Source organism: Kaistia granuli DSM 23481, from assembly GCF_000380505.1.
GTDB lineage: Bacteria > Pseudomonadota > Alphaproteobacteria > Rhizobiales > Kaistiaceae > Kaistia > Kaistia granuli.
Genome location: NZ_AQYH01000012.1, coordinates 1 through 17,235, shown reverse-complemented (window position 1 = coordinate 17,235; position 17,235 = coordinate 1). Strand labels below are relative to the sequence as shown.

Sequence of the window (17,235 nt, the reverse complement as noted above, 5' to 3'; positions counted from 1 at the left end):
AGGGTTTGGCCGGAGGTGCTGTCGTGCAGGACGACCGTTTCCTTGGCGACGTCGATGCCGAGGATGCGCGGCACCGTCTCGACGGCTGGGCTGGGTGATGGCATGGTTTGTCCTGGCTTCGGATTGTCTGCGGGCTCGCGGGAACGCGGCCCCATCAAGTCAACAAGCAAGCGAAGCCGGTCCACCGCCGGACCCAGATGACGACGGGCAGGCGCCCGATCCCGGGACGGTCTCGGCCATGGACGCGGGTTTCGGGATGGCCGTTTCGAAACCCGCAACCGGCCCAAACCATCTAGCAAATTCCAAACAGACAATCCCGGGCTTGACCCGGGATCCATTCGGCCGGCTTGCTCGCCGCACGCCCGAACGCGCTGATGCATGGATCCCTGCTTCCGCAGGGATGTCGAGTTTGGGGACACAGCGTGCGCGGCTTTTGACGCCGGGATGTCATGCCGACGGGATCGTTGCTGGCCGGCCCCTCCGGACCCGTCTCGACGCTTCCTCTCCCTCCCGTCATCCCGGCGAAGGCCGGGATCCATGCAGCGGCGTTGTCGCCGCGTGGAACGCCCGGAGCCTGGAATGTCGCCGGGAAGCCTCGCTTTCACCGCCTCCTTGTATCGAGGTGCGTCTTCAAACCCTCGCAGTCCATCCCGGCGCCGCACGGATTTGCTCGCCAGGGCTCCCCGGAAAGCGGGGACGACCGCCACGCCCCCCCTTCCGCAATCGCCAGGGACCGATACGATCTCCGGCAAACAACCAACGGATGACGCCATCATGATCGAACTCGCCGCCGGAGACCTGACCCTCGTCCTCGCGCCGGAAATCGGCGGCTCGATCGCCGCCTTCCGCAGTCGCGGCGTCGATGTCATGCGGGCGCTGACGCCGGAGCGCGCGGCGAAGGGCGACGTGCTCGGCGTCGCCTCCTTCCCGATGCTGCCCTATGCCAACCGTATCGACGGCAACCAGTTCACCTTCGATGGCGTCACCTATCGTTTTGAGGCCAATAACGGCGCCGAGCGCTTCAACGTGCACGGCACCGGCTGGCATTCGGCCTGGAAGGCGGAGCAACTCTCCGACACGTCGGTCGAAATGACGCTGGAGCGCCGCGTCGCCGGCGAGCCCTACCAGTACCGCGCCACGCAGCGCTTCGACCTTTCGCCCGAGGGGCTGACGCTTGCGACGACGCTGGGAAACCTCGGCCCGGTCCGCATGCCGTTCGGCTTCGGCCACCATCCCTGGTTCGACCGCGACGCCGATGTCGAGATGACCTTTGCCGCCAAGCATTTCTGGCTCGAGGCGCCGGACGGCGTCGCCGGCTCGCGCATCGCCACGCCCCCCGAGCTCGATTTCTCCCGCGGCGCGAAGCTGCCAAACCACTGGCGCAACAATGATTATTCAGGCTGGGACGGAAGCGCCACGCTGCGTTTCCCCTCGCGCGGCGTGACGCTCGTCATCGAGGCCGATCCCATCTTCGAAAACCTGATGCTCTACGCCGACCCGAAGCAGAGCTTCTTCTGCCTGGAACCCCAGACCAACGTCCCCTGCGCCGCCAACAAGCTCGAAGCCGGCGAGGAAGGCCTCGGCCTGGTCGTGCTCAACCCGGGCGAGGGGATGGCGGGAGTGGTGCGGTTTGGGGTGATCTAGTTGTGATATCTAGCTTCGCAAACTTGGACTGATGGGGGATGGGTTTATGCGCCTTGAGGATGGGGCAGCCGCCGGCGGTCAATCTGAGCCTAGCGAAATTCCCCTTTGGCTTCGGGCAACCATCGAAGACTTTGCTTCGGTGGATATCGAGGCGCCCATCATCAATTGTACCTCGGTTGATTGCCATGAATTGAGCACCGCATACAGAGCGGCAGCAGAGGTGTGCGACGGAGCCGGGGCGGTTGCTGCCGCTCAAGCTTACGCCATGCTGTCGGCAGTTACGAATTTCTACTTAAAGCCCGGAGACGTCGACGCTCCCTTTGCCCCGATGTTGGTTATGGAGCGTGGCAGGTCACCCATCCCAGAAGATTTTCGCGGTGCCCCAGTCGCCGTATTGGCCTATGTGGCGGAGAGGATCGCAAACCCTGTATTAAAGGCGCGTCTGTGCGACGTGTGCTGGCTTCTTGAGCGCAAGCGACAACAGTGCGGTCGATCTGCGGTGAAGGCATACGTCTCTATTGCAGAAGGTCTTGATTCCGGAGCGCTCAAAGAGCGTTTCGATCGGGATGACCCTCTACTCGGATTGACATCGCGCGATGTTCTTACACGAGCATTGTCAATGGGGCGTGCCCTTGGCTGGGACTGTGACGAGGTCTTGGCTGCGCGTGCGATGATACCACTAATATGTGAGCGTGCCGTCGCAGGTGAAAATCTTGCGGCTGTTCAATGGTTTTTCGAGATTGACTTGGGGTTTAGGCTATCAGATGCCGCCGTAGTCGCTACCGAAATAGAGGCTTATCTAGCCCGCGGACTATCGGACTCGGGTCATCATATTGTCGTCGAGCTCTGGAGGTTGGCGGCCCGCGCCTATCGCCTTGCAAAAAACAGTGATGGCGAGTTCCGGTGTAGGATTGGTGCGGCAGAAACCTTAGCAGCGTTGGCCGATAATCAGATCACCGCGGTACAAGAATCGCACTGGCTAAGTCAGGCAATCGCCGAGTACCATGGAATCCCGGGGCAGAAGGATCGTCGTACTGCCCTGCGACACAGATTGATCGACGTTCAGTCGGGGATCGCGGAGGAGCTCTCTCTTTTCTCGCATCCGATGGATCTGAGTGAAATTGTCGAGCACGTTCGGGGGCAATTGGAGGGTGATCGGGATGTATTTGAACTATTACTCATATTTGCAGACTTGGAGTGCTCGCCGTCACCAGAAAAACTTAAGGCAGACGCAATAGCGTCAATTGACAATCATCCACTCTCCTCCCTGTTTGGCGCGTCTTTCCACGACCATGAAGGTAAGGTGATACATCGGGCCGAAGGAGGTTTGGGTGATGGCAAGGACAACAGTGCAATTCGAGTGCAGATTGCCCAGCATGAGGGCGTACGTAGAAAAGTTACCGCCAGTGGCGGGATCGAGACTGCGCGTCGATATATAGTTGATAGGTACTTTGTCGGGGAAGATACGTTTCGACCACTTGTCCGGGCTAGTCCGTTCGTGCCGCCGAACATTAGGGAGACGTATTGTCTAGGTTTCGAGCGGTTCTTTCATGGCGATTTCACCAGTGCTCTGTACATTTTGACACCACTGCTCGAGGCATCTATCCGGCACGTCTTGAAGATGCACGGCAACGACGTTTCGAGTTTTGATGCCGCTAAGCAGGAGCAAGAGGATAGGTCAATGTCGGCGCTATTCGATCATATGAGGCCAGAAGTGGATTCTGCTTTCGGTGAAGCTATTTCTACCGACATTGAAAACGTCTTCTTGGTAAAGCCGGGGCCGAGTCTCCGGCACGCGCTAGCTCATGGGCTTCTGAATGATAACGCTCCGTTCGGTGCGGACGCGATTTACGCTTGTTGGTTGATATTTCGTCTTTGCTGTATTCCTCTTTTCAAAGATCGAGCCCGTTTGTACTTGCCATCGTGAGTGTCGGGTCGCGATAAGCATGCGTAGAATCGTAGCTTTAGCCCCCTACAACAGCAGCGCCGTCAGGCCCCCATCCGCGACAAATGCACTTCCGGTGACGAAGGACGCGTCGTCGGAGATGAGGAAGGCGATGGCGCGGGCGAGCTCGGCCGGGTCGGCAACGCGCGGCACCTTTCGTTCGTCGAAATAGAGACCGGCCGCTTCCACCCGCTCGCGCGCGTCGGGCGCGTCGCCGAGCGTCATCCTTGTGGCCACCGAGCCGACGACAACCGCGTTGACGCGGATGCGGTCGATCGCATAGTCGAGCGCCATCTGCTTCGAGAGGCCGACCACGGCCGCCTTGGTGGCGGCATAGGCCGGCACGCCCGGCACGGTCGCGACCGCGTGCACCGAGGCGAGGTTGACGACCGAGCCGCCGCCCGCCGCGCGGATCAGCGGCAGCGCCGCGCGGCAAACGCGAAAGATCGCGGTCAAATTGACCGAGACGCAGAGATCCCACTCGGCGTCCGTGACGTCCTCCAGGCGCTTGCCGGTCGGGTAGATGCCGGCGCAATTGACCACGGCGTTGAGCCGCCCGGATGTCTCATGCGCACGCTCGACGGCGGTGCGGATCGCGGCGTCGTCGGTCAGGTCCACCTCGGCGAAATGGAGCGGCAGGCCGCGCTGGGCGTAGTCGGCGGCGAGCGCCCGGCCTTCGTCGGCGTCGAGGCCGATACCGTGCACGCTGGCTCCCTCGGCGACCAGATGCTCGGCGGTAGCGCGGCCGATGCCGGTCGCGGCCCCCGTGACCAGGATTGATTTGCCGGCGAAACGGTTGGTCATCCCGCGTGCCCTGCGTTTGCCAGCGCGGCGCGCTGCATTTCGGCCTGCGCGGCGGTGATGGTGCGCAATACCTTGTCCTCGCTGCCTTCGCCGCGCTGGAATTCGCCGACGAGGCGGCCGTCGGCGACGACGAGGCAGCGGTCGGCGATGCCGATCACTTCCTCAAGCTCCGAGGCGACGACGACGAGCGCCACGCCCTTATCGGCGAGATCGACGATCAGCCGGTAGATCTCGGCGCGGGTCGCCGCGTCGACGCCCTTGGTCGGCTCGTCAAGGAGGAGCACGCGCGGCGCGCTCATCAGCACGCGGGCGAAGAGCAGTTTTTGCTGGTTGCCGCCGGAGAGATGGGCGACGGAGGCCTGCGGCGAGCGCGCCTTGACGTTGAGCGCCCGCATGGCGGCGAGCACGGCGTTCTTCTCGCGTCCCTCGCGCACCATGCCGTGGCTCGAAAGCTTCGTCAGGTTGCCGATGGTGATGTTGGCGCCGACGGGGAGGTTGAACAGCAGCCCGTCGCGCTTGCGATCCTCGGTCAGGAGCGCGATGCCGGCGGCGCGGGCGTCGGCGGCGGTGCGGATCGCGACCGGCGCGCCGTCGACGGCGATTTCGCCGGAATAGGGCACGCGGCCGTAGATCGCATGAAGGATCTCGGTGCGGCCAGAGCCGAGCAGGCCAGCGAGGCCGAGGATCTCGCCGGGGCGCACGTCGAAGGAGACGTCGCTGACGCCGCGATTGACGCCGAAGCGGCCGGCGATCGAGAGGTTCTTGACCTGGAGCAGCGGCCTCGTTTCGGCCGGCGGCGCGTCGTGGTGGGGATAGAGGCGCTGCAGCTTCTGGCCCGACATGGCGTAGATGAACTGCTCCTCGTCGAAATCCTCGCGCTCGATCGCGGCGGCGACGCGGCCGTCGCGCAGCACCGTGGCGCGGTCGCAGATGGCGAGCACCTCGGGCAGGCGGTGGGTGATGAAGATCATCGTCTTGCCCTGCGCCTTGAGCCGGCGCAGCACGGAGAACAGCCGCTCGACCTCGACGCCGGAGAGCGAGGCGGTCGGCTCGTCCAGCATCAAGACGCGGGGTTTGAAGGAGAGGGCGCGCGCGATCATGACGAGGTGGCGCTGCGCCGAGGTCAGGCTCGCGACCAGCATGCGCGGGTCGATCGAAAGGCCGAGCTCGTCGAACAGGGCGCGGGCTTCCTGCTCCATGCGGCGGCGGTTGATGATCGGGCCGCGGCCGAGGCCGGTATGGCCGGCGAAGACGTTCTCCGCGACGGTGAGCTGTTCCAGCACCTCGATTTCCTGCGGCACGTAGCCGACGCCACAGGCGCGGGCCTCCGAGGTCGAGGCGAAGGTGACCGGCTTGCCGTCGACGAGGATCTCGCCCGAATAGGAGCCGGCCTTGTGCACGCCGTTCAGGATCTTGACGAGGGTCGACTTGCCGGCGCCGTTCTGGCCGAGCAGGGCGTGGATCTCGCCGGGATGGACGGCGAAGTCGACGCCGCGCAGCGCCTGCACGCCGGAAAAGCTCTTGACGATGGCGCGGGTCTGGATAACGGGCGGGGCGGTCGATAGGTCGGTCATGGTCGTTCTCCCCGAGCCTCTTCCAATTGCGAGAACCCTCTCCCGCGAACGGGAGAGGGCAGTCGGGAGCCTGCCTACTGGCCGGCGCGGTCGAGCATCGCGTAGTACGGGTCGAGGTCGGCCGCGGTGATGACGCCGGCCGGCAGCGGGTTCAGGTAGGGAACCTCCTTGCCCTCGGCGAGATCGTTGGCGAGCTCGGCCGTCTTGGCGCTTTCCTCGTAGAGCGGCTGCGCGACGACGCCATAGGCGGCACCCGACTTCACCAGGTCGAGGTTCTGGCGGATATAGTCCATGCCGATGATGACGAGCGGCCGGTCGGCCTTGCGGGCCGCGCCCGACCATGTCTGGGCGCCGTTGCCCGTGGTCGAGAAGGCGGCGGTGACGTCCGGGTTGCCCTGCAGCAGCGCGACGGCCTTGGCCTCGGCGGCCGACGGCTCGAAGCCTTCCATCTGGGTGTCGAGGATCTTGATGTCGGGGAAACGCTCGGCCATCGTCTTGCGGAACGAGTCCGCCATGACGTTCTCGGTGTCGTTGGAAGAGCCCTGGGTCAGCGCGATGACGCCCTTGCCGTTCATCTTCTCGCCCATGGCGATGGCGGCCGATTGGCCGGCGCTCGGAATGTCCTCGCCGACGGCGGCCTTCAGGCCGGGGACGGAGCCTTCCGGCGGCAGCACATGCCAGGTGACGACCGGGAAACCTTCCTTGCCGAGCTTGCCGATGAACGGGAAGATCTCGGGGCCGGGACCGTAGACGGCGATGGCGTCGAACTTGGTGCGGGCCATGGCCGCTTCCGCGAGCGGAATCGAGGCCGAGACGTCATAGTTCGTCGAGCTCGGATTGCCGACGACTTCGCAGGTATTGCCGAGCTCCTTGCACTTTTCCAGGAAGCCGGCCTGCATCAGGCGATGCACCGGATGGTCGCGCATGGGCTGTACCCACAGCACGTTCTTGCCGGCCGCGAGGCTGGCCTCGGGCAGGGCGGCGAGACCGGCCGTCACGGCGACGGTGGCCAGCAGCGCGGATTTCAGCAGGCTGGAAAATCGTTGGGTCATGGTTAGTCCTCCCTCTGGTTGACCGCCTTGTGGCGGCCTTTTCGACTGGTTCCCTTTGTGGTCGCGCTTTCGTCGCGCGAACCGGTATCCACTTCGCTTGAAAACGCTTCATCTCGCCCGGCCGGAGCCGGGCGGGCCTTCAGGATGGCTTGGCGGCCGGTTCGGTCGAGGCTGCGACGGGCTGGGCGCCGCCGGAACCGGCGATGAAGAAGCGACGGCGCAGGATGTCGAGGCCGACGGCCATCACCATGATCACGCCGACGGCGATCTGCTGCCAGTTGGCGTTGACGCCGACGACGACGAGGCCGCTGGTGACGACCTGCAGCAGGAGCACGCCGATCAGGCCGCCGGCCATGGTGCCGGCGCCGCCGAACAGGCTGACGCCGCCGACGACGACACCGGCGATGACGTTCAGTTCCCAGCCGCTGCCGATCGAGGTGGTTCCGGAGGCAAGGTCCGCCATGACGAACATGCCGGCGATGGCGGCGAGCGCGCCCACCGTCATGAAGGCGCCGATCTTGTACCGGTTGGTGTCGATGCCGACGAGGCGGGCGACCTCGGGATTGCCGCCGGTCGCATACATGTTGCGGCCGAGCACCGTGCGGCGAAGCACGAAATCGGCGCCTAGCGCGGCGATGACGAAGAAGACGAAGCTCCAGCCGAGCCCGAAGATGATGCTGGCATAGCCGATGTCGCTGATGATAGGCGGCAGCGGATAGACAGGGTAGCCGTTGGTGACGACCTGGATCAGGCCCTGGCCGATGAACAGCATGCCGAGCGTCTGGATGAAGGCCGGGATCTTGAGCTTGACCACGACGAGGCCGTTGACCAGGCCGACGCCGGCGCCGACCATGACGCCGCCGAGCAGCGCCAGCGGCACCGGCAGGGCGAGGGCGGTCATCAATTTCGCGCTGCAGACGGCCGAAAGGCCCGCGACGGCGCCGACCGACAGGTCGAACTCGCCGCAGACGAGCAGGATGGTCTGGCCGATGGCGATGATGCCGATGAAGGAGACGACGCGCAGGATGGCGCGGATGTTGCGTTCCGACAGGAACGCCGGTTCCATCATGTAGAAGAAGGCGACCAGCACGATCAGCGCGAGCAGCACGCCCACTTCACCGACCGCGACAAGCCGCGTCAGACGATCGCGCAGCGCGCGGCCGGATCCCTCGAAGCCGGAATCCCGCTCAACGGTTCGTTCCATATTGTCCTCCCTTTCCACCGGGTACATCCTCCTCGATGCGGTCCTCGGCGGGGCTGCGTCAGAACGTTGAAGCAGCCTGCTCACATAACATCATGCTATTATAAACTTATCAACTCTCGCCAAGTGGCATCCCCCGAAATTTGGCGTGGCGCGCGGCGCGGACGAGGGACGCCGCAAACCGCTCGAGCCCATGATCCGACAAAGCCGTATTCGATCCGCGCACGTCCTTCACCTCTCGCATGAGGAGAGGTCGGAGCGATGCTCCGGGTGAGGGGCGTAGGGAACCATCCGGAGAGGCCGCAAACCCTCACCCGCCGCACTGCGCGCGTCGACCTCTCCCTCAGGGAGAGGTGAAAAGAGGTCGTCCCCGGCATTATGCGCCGCTCGCTCGGGAGGTCGTTGCACGACGCCGACAGCGCTCCGTCGTCATCCCGGCGCAGGCCGGGATCCAGAACCGCCGATCTGTAGCCGGAAGGCGCGCCACGCTTGTTTGGCCCGTGTCTATGGGCCCCGGCCTTCGCCGGGGCGACGCAGGACTGCCCGTGGCCGGCGAGCTGCATTAATTCTGGATTGATCGACTGTTCTGCCGTCCTATGGCCCTCCAGGGAGAGCGAAGCGAAACGCAACCAGTTCATCGCCGATGGATGTGACTCTAGAATAGCGGCGGGCGTCGATTCCGTCCGGCACAATGAGCGAGCGTTGCGATGGTGAATTCCGATCCGCGAGATCCCGGCAAGCCGCGCCTCAGCATGAAGGAGATCGCGCGTCGCGCTGGCGTCGCGCCGATGACCGTGTCGCGGGCGCTCGCCGATCCCGACAAGGTGTCGCCGGAAACGCGGGCGCGCGTGATGGAGGTCGTCGAGCGCGAGGGCTTCATCCGCAACCAGCTCGCCTCCTCGATGTCGTCGAACCGCAACAGCCGGCGCATCATCGGGACGATGGTGCCGCCGCTGATCAATTCCGGCATCGCCGAGCAGGTGCAGGGCATGTCGGACGCCTGTCACGAGGCGGGTTACCAGCTTTTGCTGATCCAGGGCGCCTTCGATCCGGAAGGCGAGGAGAAGGCGATCCGCGCGCTGCTCGGCTGGCAGCCGGCCGGGCTGATTCTGCAGGCCTTCGTCAATTCCGAAGCGGCGCGCAGCCTGCTCGCTTCCGGCGAGGTCGCCGTCGTCGAGATCAGCGAGATTCGCGGCCATGAGCCGATCGACATGGCGGTCGGCGTCTCGAATTTCGACACCGCCCATGCCATGACCAGCCATCTTGTCGGCAGGGGCTATCGCCGCATCGGCTTCGCCTCGACCCCGGTGCATGGTAATGACCGCCTGCAGCAGCGCCGCATCGGCTATCGCCAGGCGCTGGTCGATCGCGGCCATGCCTATCCGGAAAACCTCGAGATCGAGGTGCCGATCACCGCGCAGGGCGGCGCCTCGGCGCTGGCCGCGCTCGCCGACCGCGATCCGGCGCTCGACGTGCTGTTCTGTTCCTCCGACACGCTGGCGATCGGCGCCGTGCAGGAATGCCACCGGCGTGGCTGGAAGATCCCGGAGCGGATGGCGATCGCCGGCTATGGCGACATGGACCTCGCCGCCGAACTTTTTCCGCGCCTCACCACGCTGCGGGTGCCAAGGCAGGCAATGGGGCGGATGGCGGTCGAGCAGTTGCTGAAGCGGCTGAAGGGCGAGCCGAACCTGCCGCGCATCGTGCCGGTCGGCTTCGAGATCGTCGAGCGCGAGAGCGCGTGAATCCCTCTCAGGCGAGCGCCGCACGGCCGCGTCCCTCCACCTCCAGCCGCTTCTCCAGATGGCGCGCGAGCAGCGACAGCGGCCAGCACAGCGCGAAATAGACCAGCGCGACCGTGCCGAACACCAGCATCGGCTCGAAGGTGACGGTGTTGATCATGGTGGCGGTGCGGGCGAGCTCGGTGAGGCCGATCAGGGAGGCGACCGAGGTCGTCTTGACGATCTGCACCATGAAGCCGACGGTCGGCGGCAGCATCAGCTTCAGCGCCTGCGGGAAGATCACGAGCCGCAGCGTCGGGATGAAGCGCAGGCTGAGCGCCTTCGCCGCCTCCCATTGGCCGTTGGGTATGGCCTCGATCGAGCCGCGAAAAATGTCGCCGAAGAAGGCGGCGGAGTTGAGCGAGAAGGTGATCGCCGCCGCCGTCCACGGATCCGGGCTCAGGCCGATGAAGGCGGTGCCGTAATAGGCCATGAACAGCTGGATCAGGATCGGCGTGCTCTGGAAGAAGCGGATATAGCCGGCCGCGATCATCCGCAGCGGCTTCGAGGCGCTGATGCGGAGGCTGGCGATGACGACTCCGAGAATGCCGCCGCCGGCAAAGGCGATCAGCGACAGGAGGATCGTCCAGCGCGCCGAGAGGATGAGGAAGCCGAACTCGTTCAGGCCGAACTCGCGGAGGTTCATCGCTGGCTCCTCATGTCTTCCAGCGGAAGAAGAAGCGTGAAAAGCCCTGGAACAGCAGGCTGAACGCCTGCACCAGGATGAAGTAGATGATGGCGACGACGATGTAGACCTCGAAGGAGCGGAAGGTCTGCATCACCATGTTGTTGGCGATCGCCGTCAGCTCCTCGGCCGCGATCGCCGAGATGATGCTGGTGCCGAGCAATTGCAGGATGAACTGGCCGCAAAGCGCCGGATAGATGGCGCGCAGCGCCTGCAGCAGCACTATGTGGCGGATGATCTTGTAGGGCTTGAGGCCGAGCGACTTCGCCGCCTCGATCTGGCCGGACGGGATCGACTGGATGCCGGCGCGCATAATCTCGGTCGCATAGGCGCCGAGATGGATCGAGAGCGCCAGGATCGCGGCGGCGCTGCTCGAGAGCTTCAGCCCCAGGAAGGGCAGGGTGAAGAAGACGAAATAGAGCTGGATCAAGAGCGGCGTGTTGCGGATCAGCTCGACATAGGCGGCGACGAGGCTGGACAGCCAGCGCGGGCCGAAGCTCCTCGCCACCGCGCCGAGGATGCCTATGGCGAGGCCCAGCACCATCGACACGCTGGCGAACCAGATGGTGAGCCAGGCGCCGTGGATCAGCTCCTCCGAGCGGATCAGGATCGGGCCGAACTGGAAGACGTAGCTTGGCATGAGGCCGTCCGATCGGTTCTGATTTCAGGAGCCCGGGCGGGATCATCGATGCGCCGCGCCCTTCACCTCCCCCTGAGGGGGAGGTCGACGGCGAAGCCGGCGGGTGAGGGGTTAGGGAACATCCGGAGAGGCCGTAAACCCTCACCCGGCCCTGCGGGCCGACCTCTCCCTCATGGAGAGGTGAAGTAGGCGTCTCAGAACACCGGCAGCGGCGGCAGCGGCGTGTTGCGGTATTTCTGCGACAGGCGCTCCAGCGTGCCGTCCTGCTTCAGCGTGAAGATGAAGGTGTTCAGCCACTGCAGGATGTCGGGATTGCCGCGGCGGATGCCGACGCCGAAATAGAAGGTCTTCAGGATGTACTTCATCTCGAAGTCTTCGCCGTTGCTGCTCTTCTTCAGGTAGATGTCGCCATAGTCGCCGCCGCCCATGGCGTCGATCTGGCCGGAGACCATCGCCTGCAGGAGCGAGGCATAGTCGTCGAAGCGCAGGATCTCGATGCCGGGATTGGCCTTGGCCGCCTCGGTCAGCAGCCCGTCCTCGCCGGTGCCGCGCGTCAGCCCGACCTTCTTGCCGACGAGATCGGCATGGCTCTTGATGTTGCTCGATTTCGGCGCGATCACCACGGCCGACTGACCGGCATAGGGAATGGAAAAGTTGACCTGCAGCGCGCGCGGCGCGGTGATCGAGAAGATCGACACCACCATGTCGGCGCGGTTGGTCAGGAGCGCCGGGATGCGGCCTGGCGAGGTGACGGTGACGAATTCGACCGGCACTCCGAGCGCCGCGCCAATCAGCTTGGCGAACTCGATGTCGAAGCCGGCCGGCTGGAACTCCTCGTCGATCATGCCGTAAGGCGGCGTCGTGGTGTCGATGGCGATGATCACCTTGCCGCGCGAGATGATGTCGTCGACGGTTTCGGCGGCGGCCTTTTGCGGCGCGGCGGTCAGAAGCAGAGCGGACATCGCCAGCGCGGCGCAGCCGGCGACGACGGTCCTCAAGCGAGCCTTGAACATGCTTAACCCTCCCGGATGTGCGGACACGGTCCGCGGATGCGCGTCGCCGCGCGGACATTTCCTCTCGAGTTGCGTCAGGATGGCCCGTCTTCCGGTCGATCCGACCGCGCGCGCCTTGGCCCTCAGGTGAACATACTATTATAATCATATCAAGATGCGATGGCGGCCTTTGCGATCAGCCGTCGCGCTTCTGCCCCAGCCGCTTCTCCCAGCCCTCGGCGTGGATGTTGAGGAACGCCTTCGGGTCATAGGGATGCGCCCGCGCCACCGCGTCGTTCAGCTCGATGCCGAGGCCCGGCGCGTCGGGCAGCGACAGATGCCCGTTCGAGGGATCGATCCCCGGGTGCCAGCTGACGAGATCGCGCGTCCACGGCTCGTTGAAGGCGTCGAAATGCTCCTGGATGAGGAAATTCTCGACGCAGGCGGCGAGTTGCAGGCAGACGGCGGTGGCGACCGGGCCGCCGCTCTGGTGCGGGGCGATGTAGCTGCCATGCGCCTGCGCGAGATGGGCGACGGCCATGGCATTGCCGATGCCGCCGAGCGACATCGGCTCGGGCTGGAAGATGTTGACGCCGCCGCCCTCGGCCAAAGTGAAGAACTGGCCGACCGTATCGTACATCTCGCCGGTGGCGACGCGGATCGGGCTCGCATGGCCGACCGCGTGCACCGTCTCCTGCCGGTCGCGCGTCGTCGGCTCCTCCCACCAATAGAGGTTGAGATGCGCGAGCCGGTTGGCGGCGCGGATCGCCTCGGCCTCGGTGAAGCGGGCATGCACGTCGATCAAGAGCAGCGTGTGCGGCGGCAGGCCCTCGCGGAGGGCTGTGAGGATCTGTTCAGCCAGATCCAGCTCCGGATCGGAGATGAAACCCTGCGCCGTGCCGAACGGATCGAGCTTCATCGCCTTGAAGCCCCTGGCGATCACGGCCTTCGCAGCTTCCAGGAAGGCTTCCGGCGTGCGTTCGGCGCGATACCAGCCATTGGCATAGCCGAGCACGCTGTCGCGCACCCGCCCGCCCAGCAGCTGGTGCACCGGCACGCCGAGCGATTTGCCGAGGATGTCCCAGCAGGCGACCTCGATCGCGGCGATCGCCGTGCGGTGGATATGGCCGCCGTCGAGCGAGACGCTGTCGAGCATTTTCTTCGCCAGCGCCGTGACGCGGCGCGGATCGGCGCCGATGACGAAATGCTCCAGCTCGCGGATCGCGGCTTCCGTCGTGCGGATGAAGCCGTTCAGCGTGCCTTCGCCCAGCCCTGTGATGCCGGCATCGGTATGGACGCGGACGAACAGCCAGTTCTTCCAGCCGGCGCCGACGGCGAAGGTCTCGATCTCGGTGATCTTCATGCTCTTCCCCCCGTCGCGGCGGCGACCAGATCGTCCATCATCAGCCCATAACGCTTCTGCAGCGTCGGCACGGAGCCGCATTCGATATAGCGGTCGGGGAGGCCGATGCGCGTGAGCCGCATCGTCATGCCGGCGTCGAACAGCGTTTCCGCCACCAGCGAGGCGAGCCCGCCGTGCACGACATGGTTCTCCGCCGTGACCAGATGCTCGACACCGCCGGCAAACTGCGCCACCGCTTCCGTATCGAACGGCTTCAGCGTCGGCACATGCAGCACGCCGGCGGAAATCCCGCGCTTCTCCAGCGCCTCTGCCGCGTCGAGAGCGCGCTCGGTCATGAATCCGGTCGAGACGAAGCCGACATCCGTTCCTTCGCGCACCAGCCGCGCCTTGCCGATCGTGAAATCGAAGCCCTCCGGCTCGAACACCACCGGCACCTTGCCGCGCAAGAGGCGCATGTAGACGGGACCCGGATGGGCGGCGGCGGCTTTCGTCGCCGCGGCGATCTCGGTGGCGTCGCAGGGGTCGATGACGACAAGGCCGGGGATCAGCCGCATCAGACCGGTATCCTCGATCGCCTGATGCGTGCCGCCATAGCCGGTGGTGAGCCCCGGCAGGCCGGCGACGATCTTCACCGGCAGGTTCGAATGGGCGCAGGCGATGGCGATGAAATCGAACGCCCGGCGCGAGGCGAAGACGCCATAGGTGGTGGCGAACGGCACGAGCCCGGTGCGCGCCAGCCCCGCCGCGACGGCGACGAGGTTCTGCTCGGCCATGCCGACATTGAAGAACCGTTCCGGATGGGCGTCGCGGAAGGGCAGGATGTCGGTGTATTTGCCGAGATCGGCCGTTAGGCCGACGATGTCATCGCGCACTACCGCGATCTCGACCAACGCCTTGCCGAAGGGCGCGTCGATGGTGGTGCGCCCGCCCGTCGCCTCGTCGCGGCCCATCGCCTGCGTATAGGCGCGCTCAGCCATGATCCGCCTCCGTCCGTTCCAGTTCGTCGATCAGCGCGTCCCATTCGTCCAGTTCGACGTGGACGAAATGCGCCTTTTCGCGCGCCAACAAGGTGGGCACGCCCTGGCCCGGCCGGGTGCGCAGCACGATCGCGTGCGGCTTGCCGTCCGTGGCGCGCGCCTTCTCCAGCGCCGCGACGACCGCCGCGAGATCGTTGCCGTCGATTTCCTGCGTCGCGAAGCCGAAGGCGCGCCATTTGTCGGCGACGGGCTCCATGTCGAGCACCACCGGGCCGTCCGCCTGGATGCCGTTGCAGTCGATCAGCGCGACGAGGTTGTCGAGCGAGAAATGGCCGGCCGCCATCGCCGCCTCCCAGGTCGAGCCCTCCTGCATCTCGCCATCGGACAATTCGCAGAAGATCCGCGCCGGCGATTTCGCCAGGCGCAAGCCGAGCGCCATGCCGATCGCCTGGCCGAGGCCATGGCCGAGCGAACCGCCGATCATCTCGACGCCCGGCGTGGTGTCGAGCGTTGACATCTCCAGCCGGCTGTCGTCGGCGCCATAGGTGACGAGCTCGTCGAGCCGGATGACGCCGGCCTCGGCCAGCGCCGCCCAGAGCGCGATCGAATAATGCCCGGTCGAGAGCAGGAAGCGGTCGCGGTCGGCGGCCTTCAGGTCGGCCGGATCCCAGCGCATCTCGTGGAAATAGAGCGCGGCGAGCACGTCGCTGATGCCGAGCCCCTGGCCGACATAGCCCTGGCCCGGGCCGCGCGCCATGGCGAGCACATGCCGCCGCATCGATTTCGCCCGCGCTTTTAACGCGACGATGTCAGCGGTTGCGGGCGGGTGGTTGGCGAGCGCCATGGCTAGTCCCTGTCGAGGCCGCCGGAGGCGTTGAGGCGCTCGGCGGTGATGTAGGTGGGCGCGTCGAGGGCGAGCCAGATCACGGCGGCGGCGACCTCGGCGATCTCGGCCCGCCTACCGATCGGCACGCGTTTCGTCCGTTCATCGAGGAAGGCCTCGACATCGGCGCGTCCCTCGATGCGGGCAAGGTCCGCCTCGGTCGAGCGCTGCATCTCGGTATCCATCATGCCGGGGGCGACGCTGTTGACGCGGACGCCGAACGGAGCGAGCGCGATCGCCGCCGCACGGGTGATGGAATCGACGCCGGCTTTCGAGGCGGCATAGGCGGCGTAGTTGGGCAGCGCCATGCGCGAGGCGGGCGAGGTCAGATTGACGATCCGGCCTGCGCCCTGCCGCTTCATGATCGCGCCGGCCGCGATCGTCATCATCGCCACGGCCGTGACGTTGACGGCGAGCGTCTTCTGCCAGGTCGCGGCCGACATGTCGAGGAAAGGCTCGATGCGGCCGAAGCCGGCATTGTTGATCAGGATATCGAGCCCACCCCATTCGCGCTCGATGGCGCCGAGGATCCCGGCCGGTGCGTCCGGCGCCGTCAGGTCGGCCGGGATCACGAGCGGCGGCGCGGGCGTCGCGCCCAGCAGCGCGCGCGTCTCGTCCAGACCCTTGCCGTCGATGTCGATCAGCGCGACGGCGACGCCGCGCCGCGACAATTCGATGGCCAGTTCGCGGCCGAGCCCGGCCGCGGCGCCGGTGATGGCGGCGCGTTTCCCTTCAAAAGCCAATTGGATTTCCTCCCCAATCTGCAGCGATGGTAACGGTACCATTAGGCTTGTCAATCGGGATGTGGGGGAGCGTGTTGGGCATGACCACGAGACGGACCGCGGGCAGGACCACCGGCGGCACGGTCGGCGCCGCCCCCTCCTTCATCCCGGCGAAGATCGGGATCCATGTGGCGGCGAGGTGTGATGCTGACGGCCAGGCCCCGGAGCCGGGGCCTTCCGCAGAGTGCGTCTCTCGAGGCTTCGGATACATGGATCCGGGCCATCGCCGGGATGACGGGGTCTTGCCTTTTTCGGCCTGTCCACGGGTCGCAATCTGCCCGGACACATGCAGGCCGTCATCGCGGTCGAGGTCGGCGGCGAGGTGCGATGCTGACGGCCAAGTCCCGGAGCCGGGGCCTTCTCCGAGGACATCTCCCAGGGCTTCGGATGAATGGATCCCCGCCTTCGCGCGAATGACGGAGCTTTTCTCTTCCAGGGGGTGCCGCCGACCTGGAGCTCGATTCAAGCAACACACGCATCCGTCATCCCCGCGAAGGCGGGGATCCATGCAGCCGAGTTGCCGGGAGGTTGGCTGGTCTCGCGCCTCGGCTGGGATCTCCGCGGCGCTGCGCCCGGGATTGTCTGTTTGGAATTTGCTAGATGGTTTGGGCCGGTTGCGGGTTTCGAAACGGCCATCCCGAAACCCGCGTCCATGGCCGAGACCGTCCCGGGATCGGGCGCCTGCCCGTCGTCATCTGGGTCCGGCGGTGGACCGGCTTCGCTTGCTTGTTGACTTGATGGGGCCGCGTTCCCGCGAGCCCGCAGACAATCCGAAGCCAGGACAAACCATGCCATCCCCCAGCCCAGCCGTCGAGACGGTGCCGCGCATCCTCGGCATCGACGTCGCCAAGGAAACGGTCGTCCTGCACGACAGCACCTCCGGCCAAACCCTTGTCCTCTCCAACACGCCAG

14 protein-coding genes are annotated in these 17,235 nt (G+C 65.6%); 3 read left to right on the top strand and 11 right to left on the bottom strand.

Annotated elements, in window-relative coordinates:
* The first annotated feature begins 774 nt into the window (after positions 1-774).
* Together G342_RS0118380 and G342_RS24610 are read left to right on the top strand one after the other, a co-directional pair.
* Positions 775-1,644, top strand: a complete 870-nt coding sequence (locus tag G342_RS0118380) for an aldose 1-epimerase (RefSeq protein WP_018184636.1) — start codon at positions 775-777, stop codon at positions 1,642-1,644.
* 46 nt (positions 1,645-1,690) lie between these two features.
* Complete coding sequence (locus G342_RS24610; protein WP_342665175.1) at positions 1,691-3,571, top strand: DUF7380 domain-containing protein; 1,881 nt, start codon at positions 1,691-1,693, stop codon at positions 3,569-3,571.
* 45 nt (positions 3,572-3,616) lie between these two features.
* On the opposite strand, the gene G342_RS0118370 is transcribed toward G342_RS24610, so the two are convergent.
* The 4 genes from G342_RS0118370 to G342_RS0118355 form a co-directional block, all read right to left on the bottom strand.
* Positions 3,617-4,393 carry an SDR family NAD(P)-dependent oxidoreductase gene (locus tag G342_RS0118370; RefSeq protein ID WP_018184634.1) on the bottom strand — a complete coding sequence of 259 codons (777 nt, stop codon included), beginning with the start codon at positions 4,391-4,393 and terminating at the stop codon, positions 3,617-3,619.
* Complete coding sequence (locus G342_RS0118365; RefSeq protein WP_018184633.1) at positions 4,390-5,967, bottom strand: sugar ABC transporter ATP-binding protein; 1,578 nt, start codon at positions 5,965-5,967, stop codon at positions 4,390-4,392. The genes G342_RS0118370 and G342_RS0118365 overlap by 4 nt, the downstream gene beginning before the upstream one ends.
* A 74-nt stretch (positions 5,968-6,041) precedes the next feature.
* The gene (locus G342_RS0118360; protein ID WP_018184632.1) at positions 6,042-7,019 is read right to left on the bottom strand and encodes a sugar ABC transporter substrate-binding protein; all 978 of its coding nucleotides are present in this window, start codon (positions 7,017-7,019) and stop codon (positions 6,042-6,044) included.
* 139 nt (positions 7,020-7,158) lie between these two features.
* Positions 7,159-8,223 (bottom strand): ABC transporter permease, encoded by a 1,065-nt coding sequence (locus G342_RS0118355; RefSeq protein ID WP_018184631.1) that lies wholly within the window; start codon positions 8,221-8,223, stop codon positions 7,159-7,161.
* Positions 8,224-8,927: 704 nt separating this feature from the next.
* Here G342_RS0118355 and G342_RS0118350 point away from each other — a divergent pair.
* Positions 8,928-9,965: a substrate-binding domain-containing protein gene (locus G342_RS0118350; protein WP_018184630.1), complete on the top strand. Its 1,038-nt coding sequence runs from the start codon at positions 8,928-8,930 to the stop codon at positions 9,963-9,965.
* 7 nt (positions 9,966-9,972) lie between these two features.
* On the opposite strand, the gene G342_RS0118345 is transcribed toward G342_RS0118350, so the two are convergent.
* The 7 genes from G342_RS0118345 to G342_RS0118315 form a co-directional block, all read right to left on the bottom strand.
* Positions 9,973-10,647 (bottom strand): amino acid ABC transporter permease, encoded by a 675-nt coding sequence (locus G342_RS0118345; protein ID WP_018184629.1) that lies wholly within the window; start codon positions 10,645-10,647, stop codon positions 9,973-9,975.
* 10 nt (positions 10,648-10,657) lie between these two features.
* A complete protein-coding gene (locus tag G342_RS0118340) occupies positions 10,658-11,326 on the bottom strand; it encodes an amino acid ABC transporter permease (RefSeq protein WP_018184628.1) in 669 nt (222 codons plus the stop codon).
* Between the two features lie 194 nt (positions 11,327-11,520).
* On the bottom strand, positions 11,521-12,339 hold the full coding sequence (locus tag G342_RS0118335; RefSeq protein WP_018184627.1) for a transporter substrate-binding domain-containing protein: 819 nt from the start codon (positions 12,337-12,339) through the stop codon (positions 11,521-11,523).
* 175 nt (positions 12,340-12,514) lie between these two features.
* On the bottom strand, positions 12,515-13,681 hold the full coding sequence (locus tag G342_RS0118330) for a mandelate racemase/muconate lactonizing enzyme family protein (protein WP_018184626.1): 1,167 nt from the start codon (positions 13,679-13,681) through the stop codon (positions 12,515-12,517).
* Entirely contained in the window at positions 13,678-14,658 is a 981-nt protein-coding gene (locus G342_RS0118325; RefSeq protein WP_018184625.1) for a transketolase family protein, read from the bottom strand. The genes G342_RS0118330 and G342_RS0118325 overlap by 4 nt, the downstream gene beginning before the upstream one ends.
* Entirely contained in the window at positions 14,651-15,502 is an 852-nt protein-coding gene (locus G342_RS0118320; protein WP_040879140.1) for a transketolase, read from the bottom strand. Before G342_RS0118320 ends, G342_RS0118325 begins: the two co-directional genes overlap by 8 nt.
* A 2-nt stretch (positions 15,503-15,504) precedes the next feature.
* Positions 15,505-16,284, bottom strand: coding sequence for an SDR family NAD(P)-dependent oxidoreductase (locus G342_RS0118315; RefSeq protein WP_018184623.1), 780 nt, complete (start codon positions 16,282-16,284; stop codon positions 15,505-15,507).
* Positions 16,285-17,235 lie beyond the last annotated feature (951 nt).

What these genes read in the sequence shown, in the direction of transcription:
- G342_RS0118380 (WP_018184636.1), top strand. Translation starts at nt 775, where the DNA reads ATGATCGAACTCGCCGCCGGAGACCTGACCCTCGTCCTCGCGCCGGAA.
- G342_RS24610 (WP_342665175.1), top strand. Translation starts at nt 1,691, where the DNA reads ATGCGCCTTGAGGATGGGGCAGCCGCCGGCGGTCAATCTGAGCCTAGC.
- G342_RS0118370 (WP_018184634.1), bottom strand. Translation starts at nt 4,393, where the DNA reads ATGACCAACCGTTTCGCCGGCAAATCAATCCTGGTCACGGGGGCCGCG.
- G342_RS0118365 (WP_018184633.1), bottom strand. Translation starts at nt 5,967, where the DNA reads ATGACCGACCTATCGACCGCCCCGCCCGTTATCCAGACCCGCGCCATC.
- G342_RS0118360 (WP_018184632.1), bottom strand. Translation starts at nt 7,019, where the DNA reads ATGACCCAACGATTTTCCAGCCTGCTGAAATCCGCGCTGCTGGCCACC.
- G342_RS0118355 (WP_018184631.1), bottom strand. Translation starts at nt 8,223, where the DNA reads ATGGAACGAACCGTTGAGCGGGATTCCGGCTTCGAGGGATCCGGCCGC.
- G342_RS0118350 (WP_018184630.1), top strand. Translation starts at nt 8,928, where the DNA reads ATGGTGAATTCCGATCCGCGAGATCCCGGCAAGCCGCGCCTCAGCATG.
- G342_RS0118345 (WP_018184629.1), bottom strand. Translation starts at nt 10,647, where the DNA reads ATGAACCTCCGCGAGTTCGGCCTGAACGAGTTCGGCTTCCTCATCCTC.
- G342_RS0118340 (WP_018184628.1), bottom strand. Translation starts at nt 11,326, where the DNA reads ATGCCAAGCTACGTCTTCCAGTTCGGCCCGATCCTGATCCGCTCGGAG.
- G342_RS0118335 (WP_018184627.1), bottom strand. Translation starts at nt 12,339, where the DNA reads ATGTTCAAGGCTCGCTTGAGGACCGTCGTCGCCGGCTGCGCCGCGCTG.
- G342_RS0118330 (WP_018184626.1), bottom strand. Translation starts at nt 13,681, where the DNA reads ATGAAGATCACCGAGATCGAGACCTTCGCCGTCGGCGCCGGCTGGAAG.
- G342_RS0118325 (WP_018184625.1), bottom strand. Translation starts at nt 14,658, where the DNA reads ATGGCTGAGCGCGCCTATACGCAGGCGATGGGCCGCGACGAGGCGACG.
- G342_RS0118320 (WP_040879140.1), bottom strand. Translation starts at nt 15,502, where the DNA reads ATGGCGCTCGCCAACCACCCGCCCGCAACCGCTGACATCGTCGCGTTA.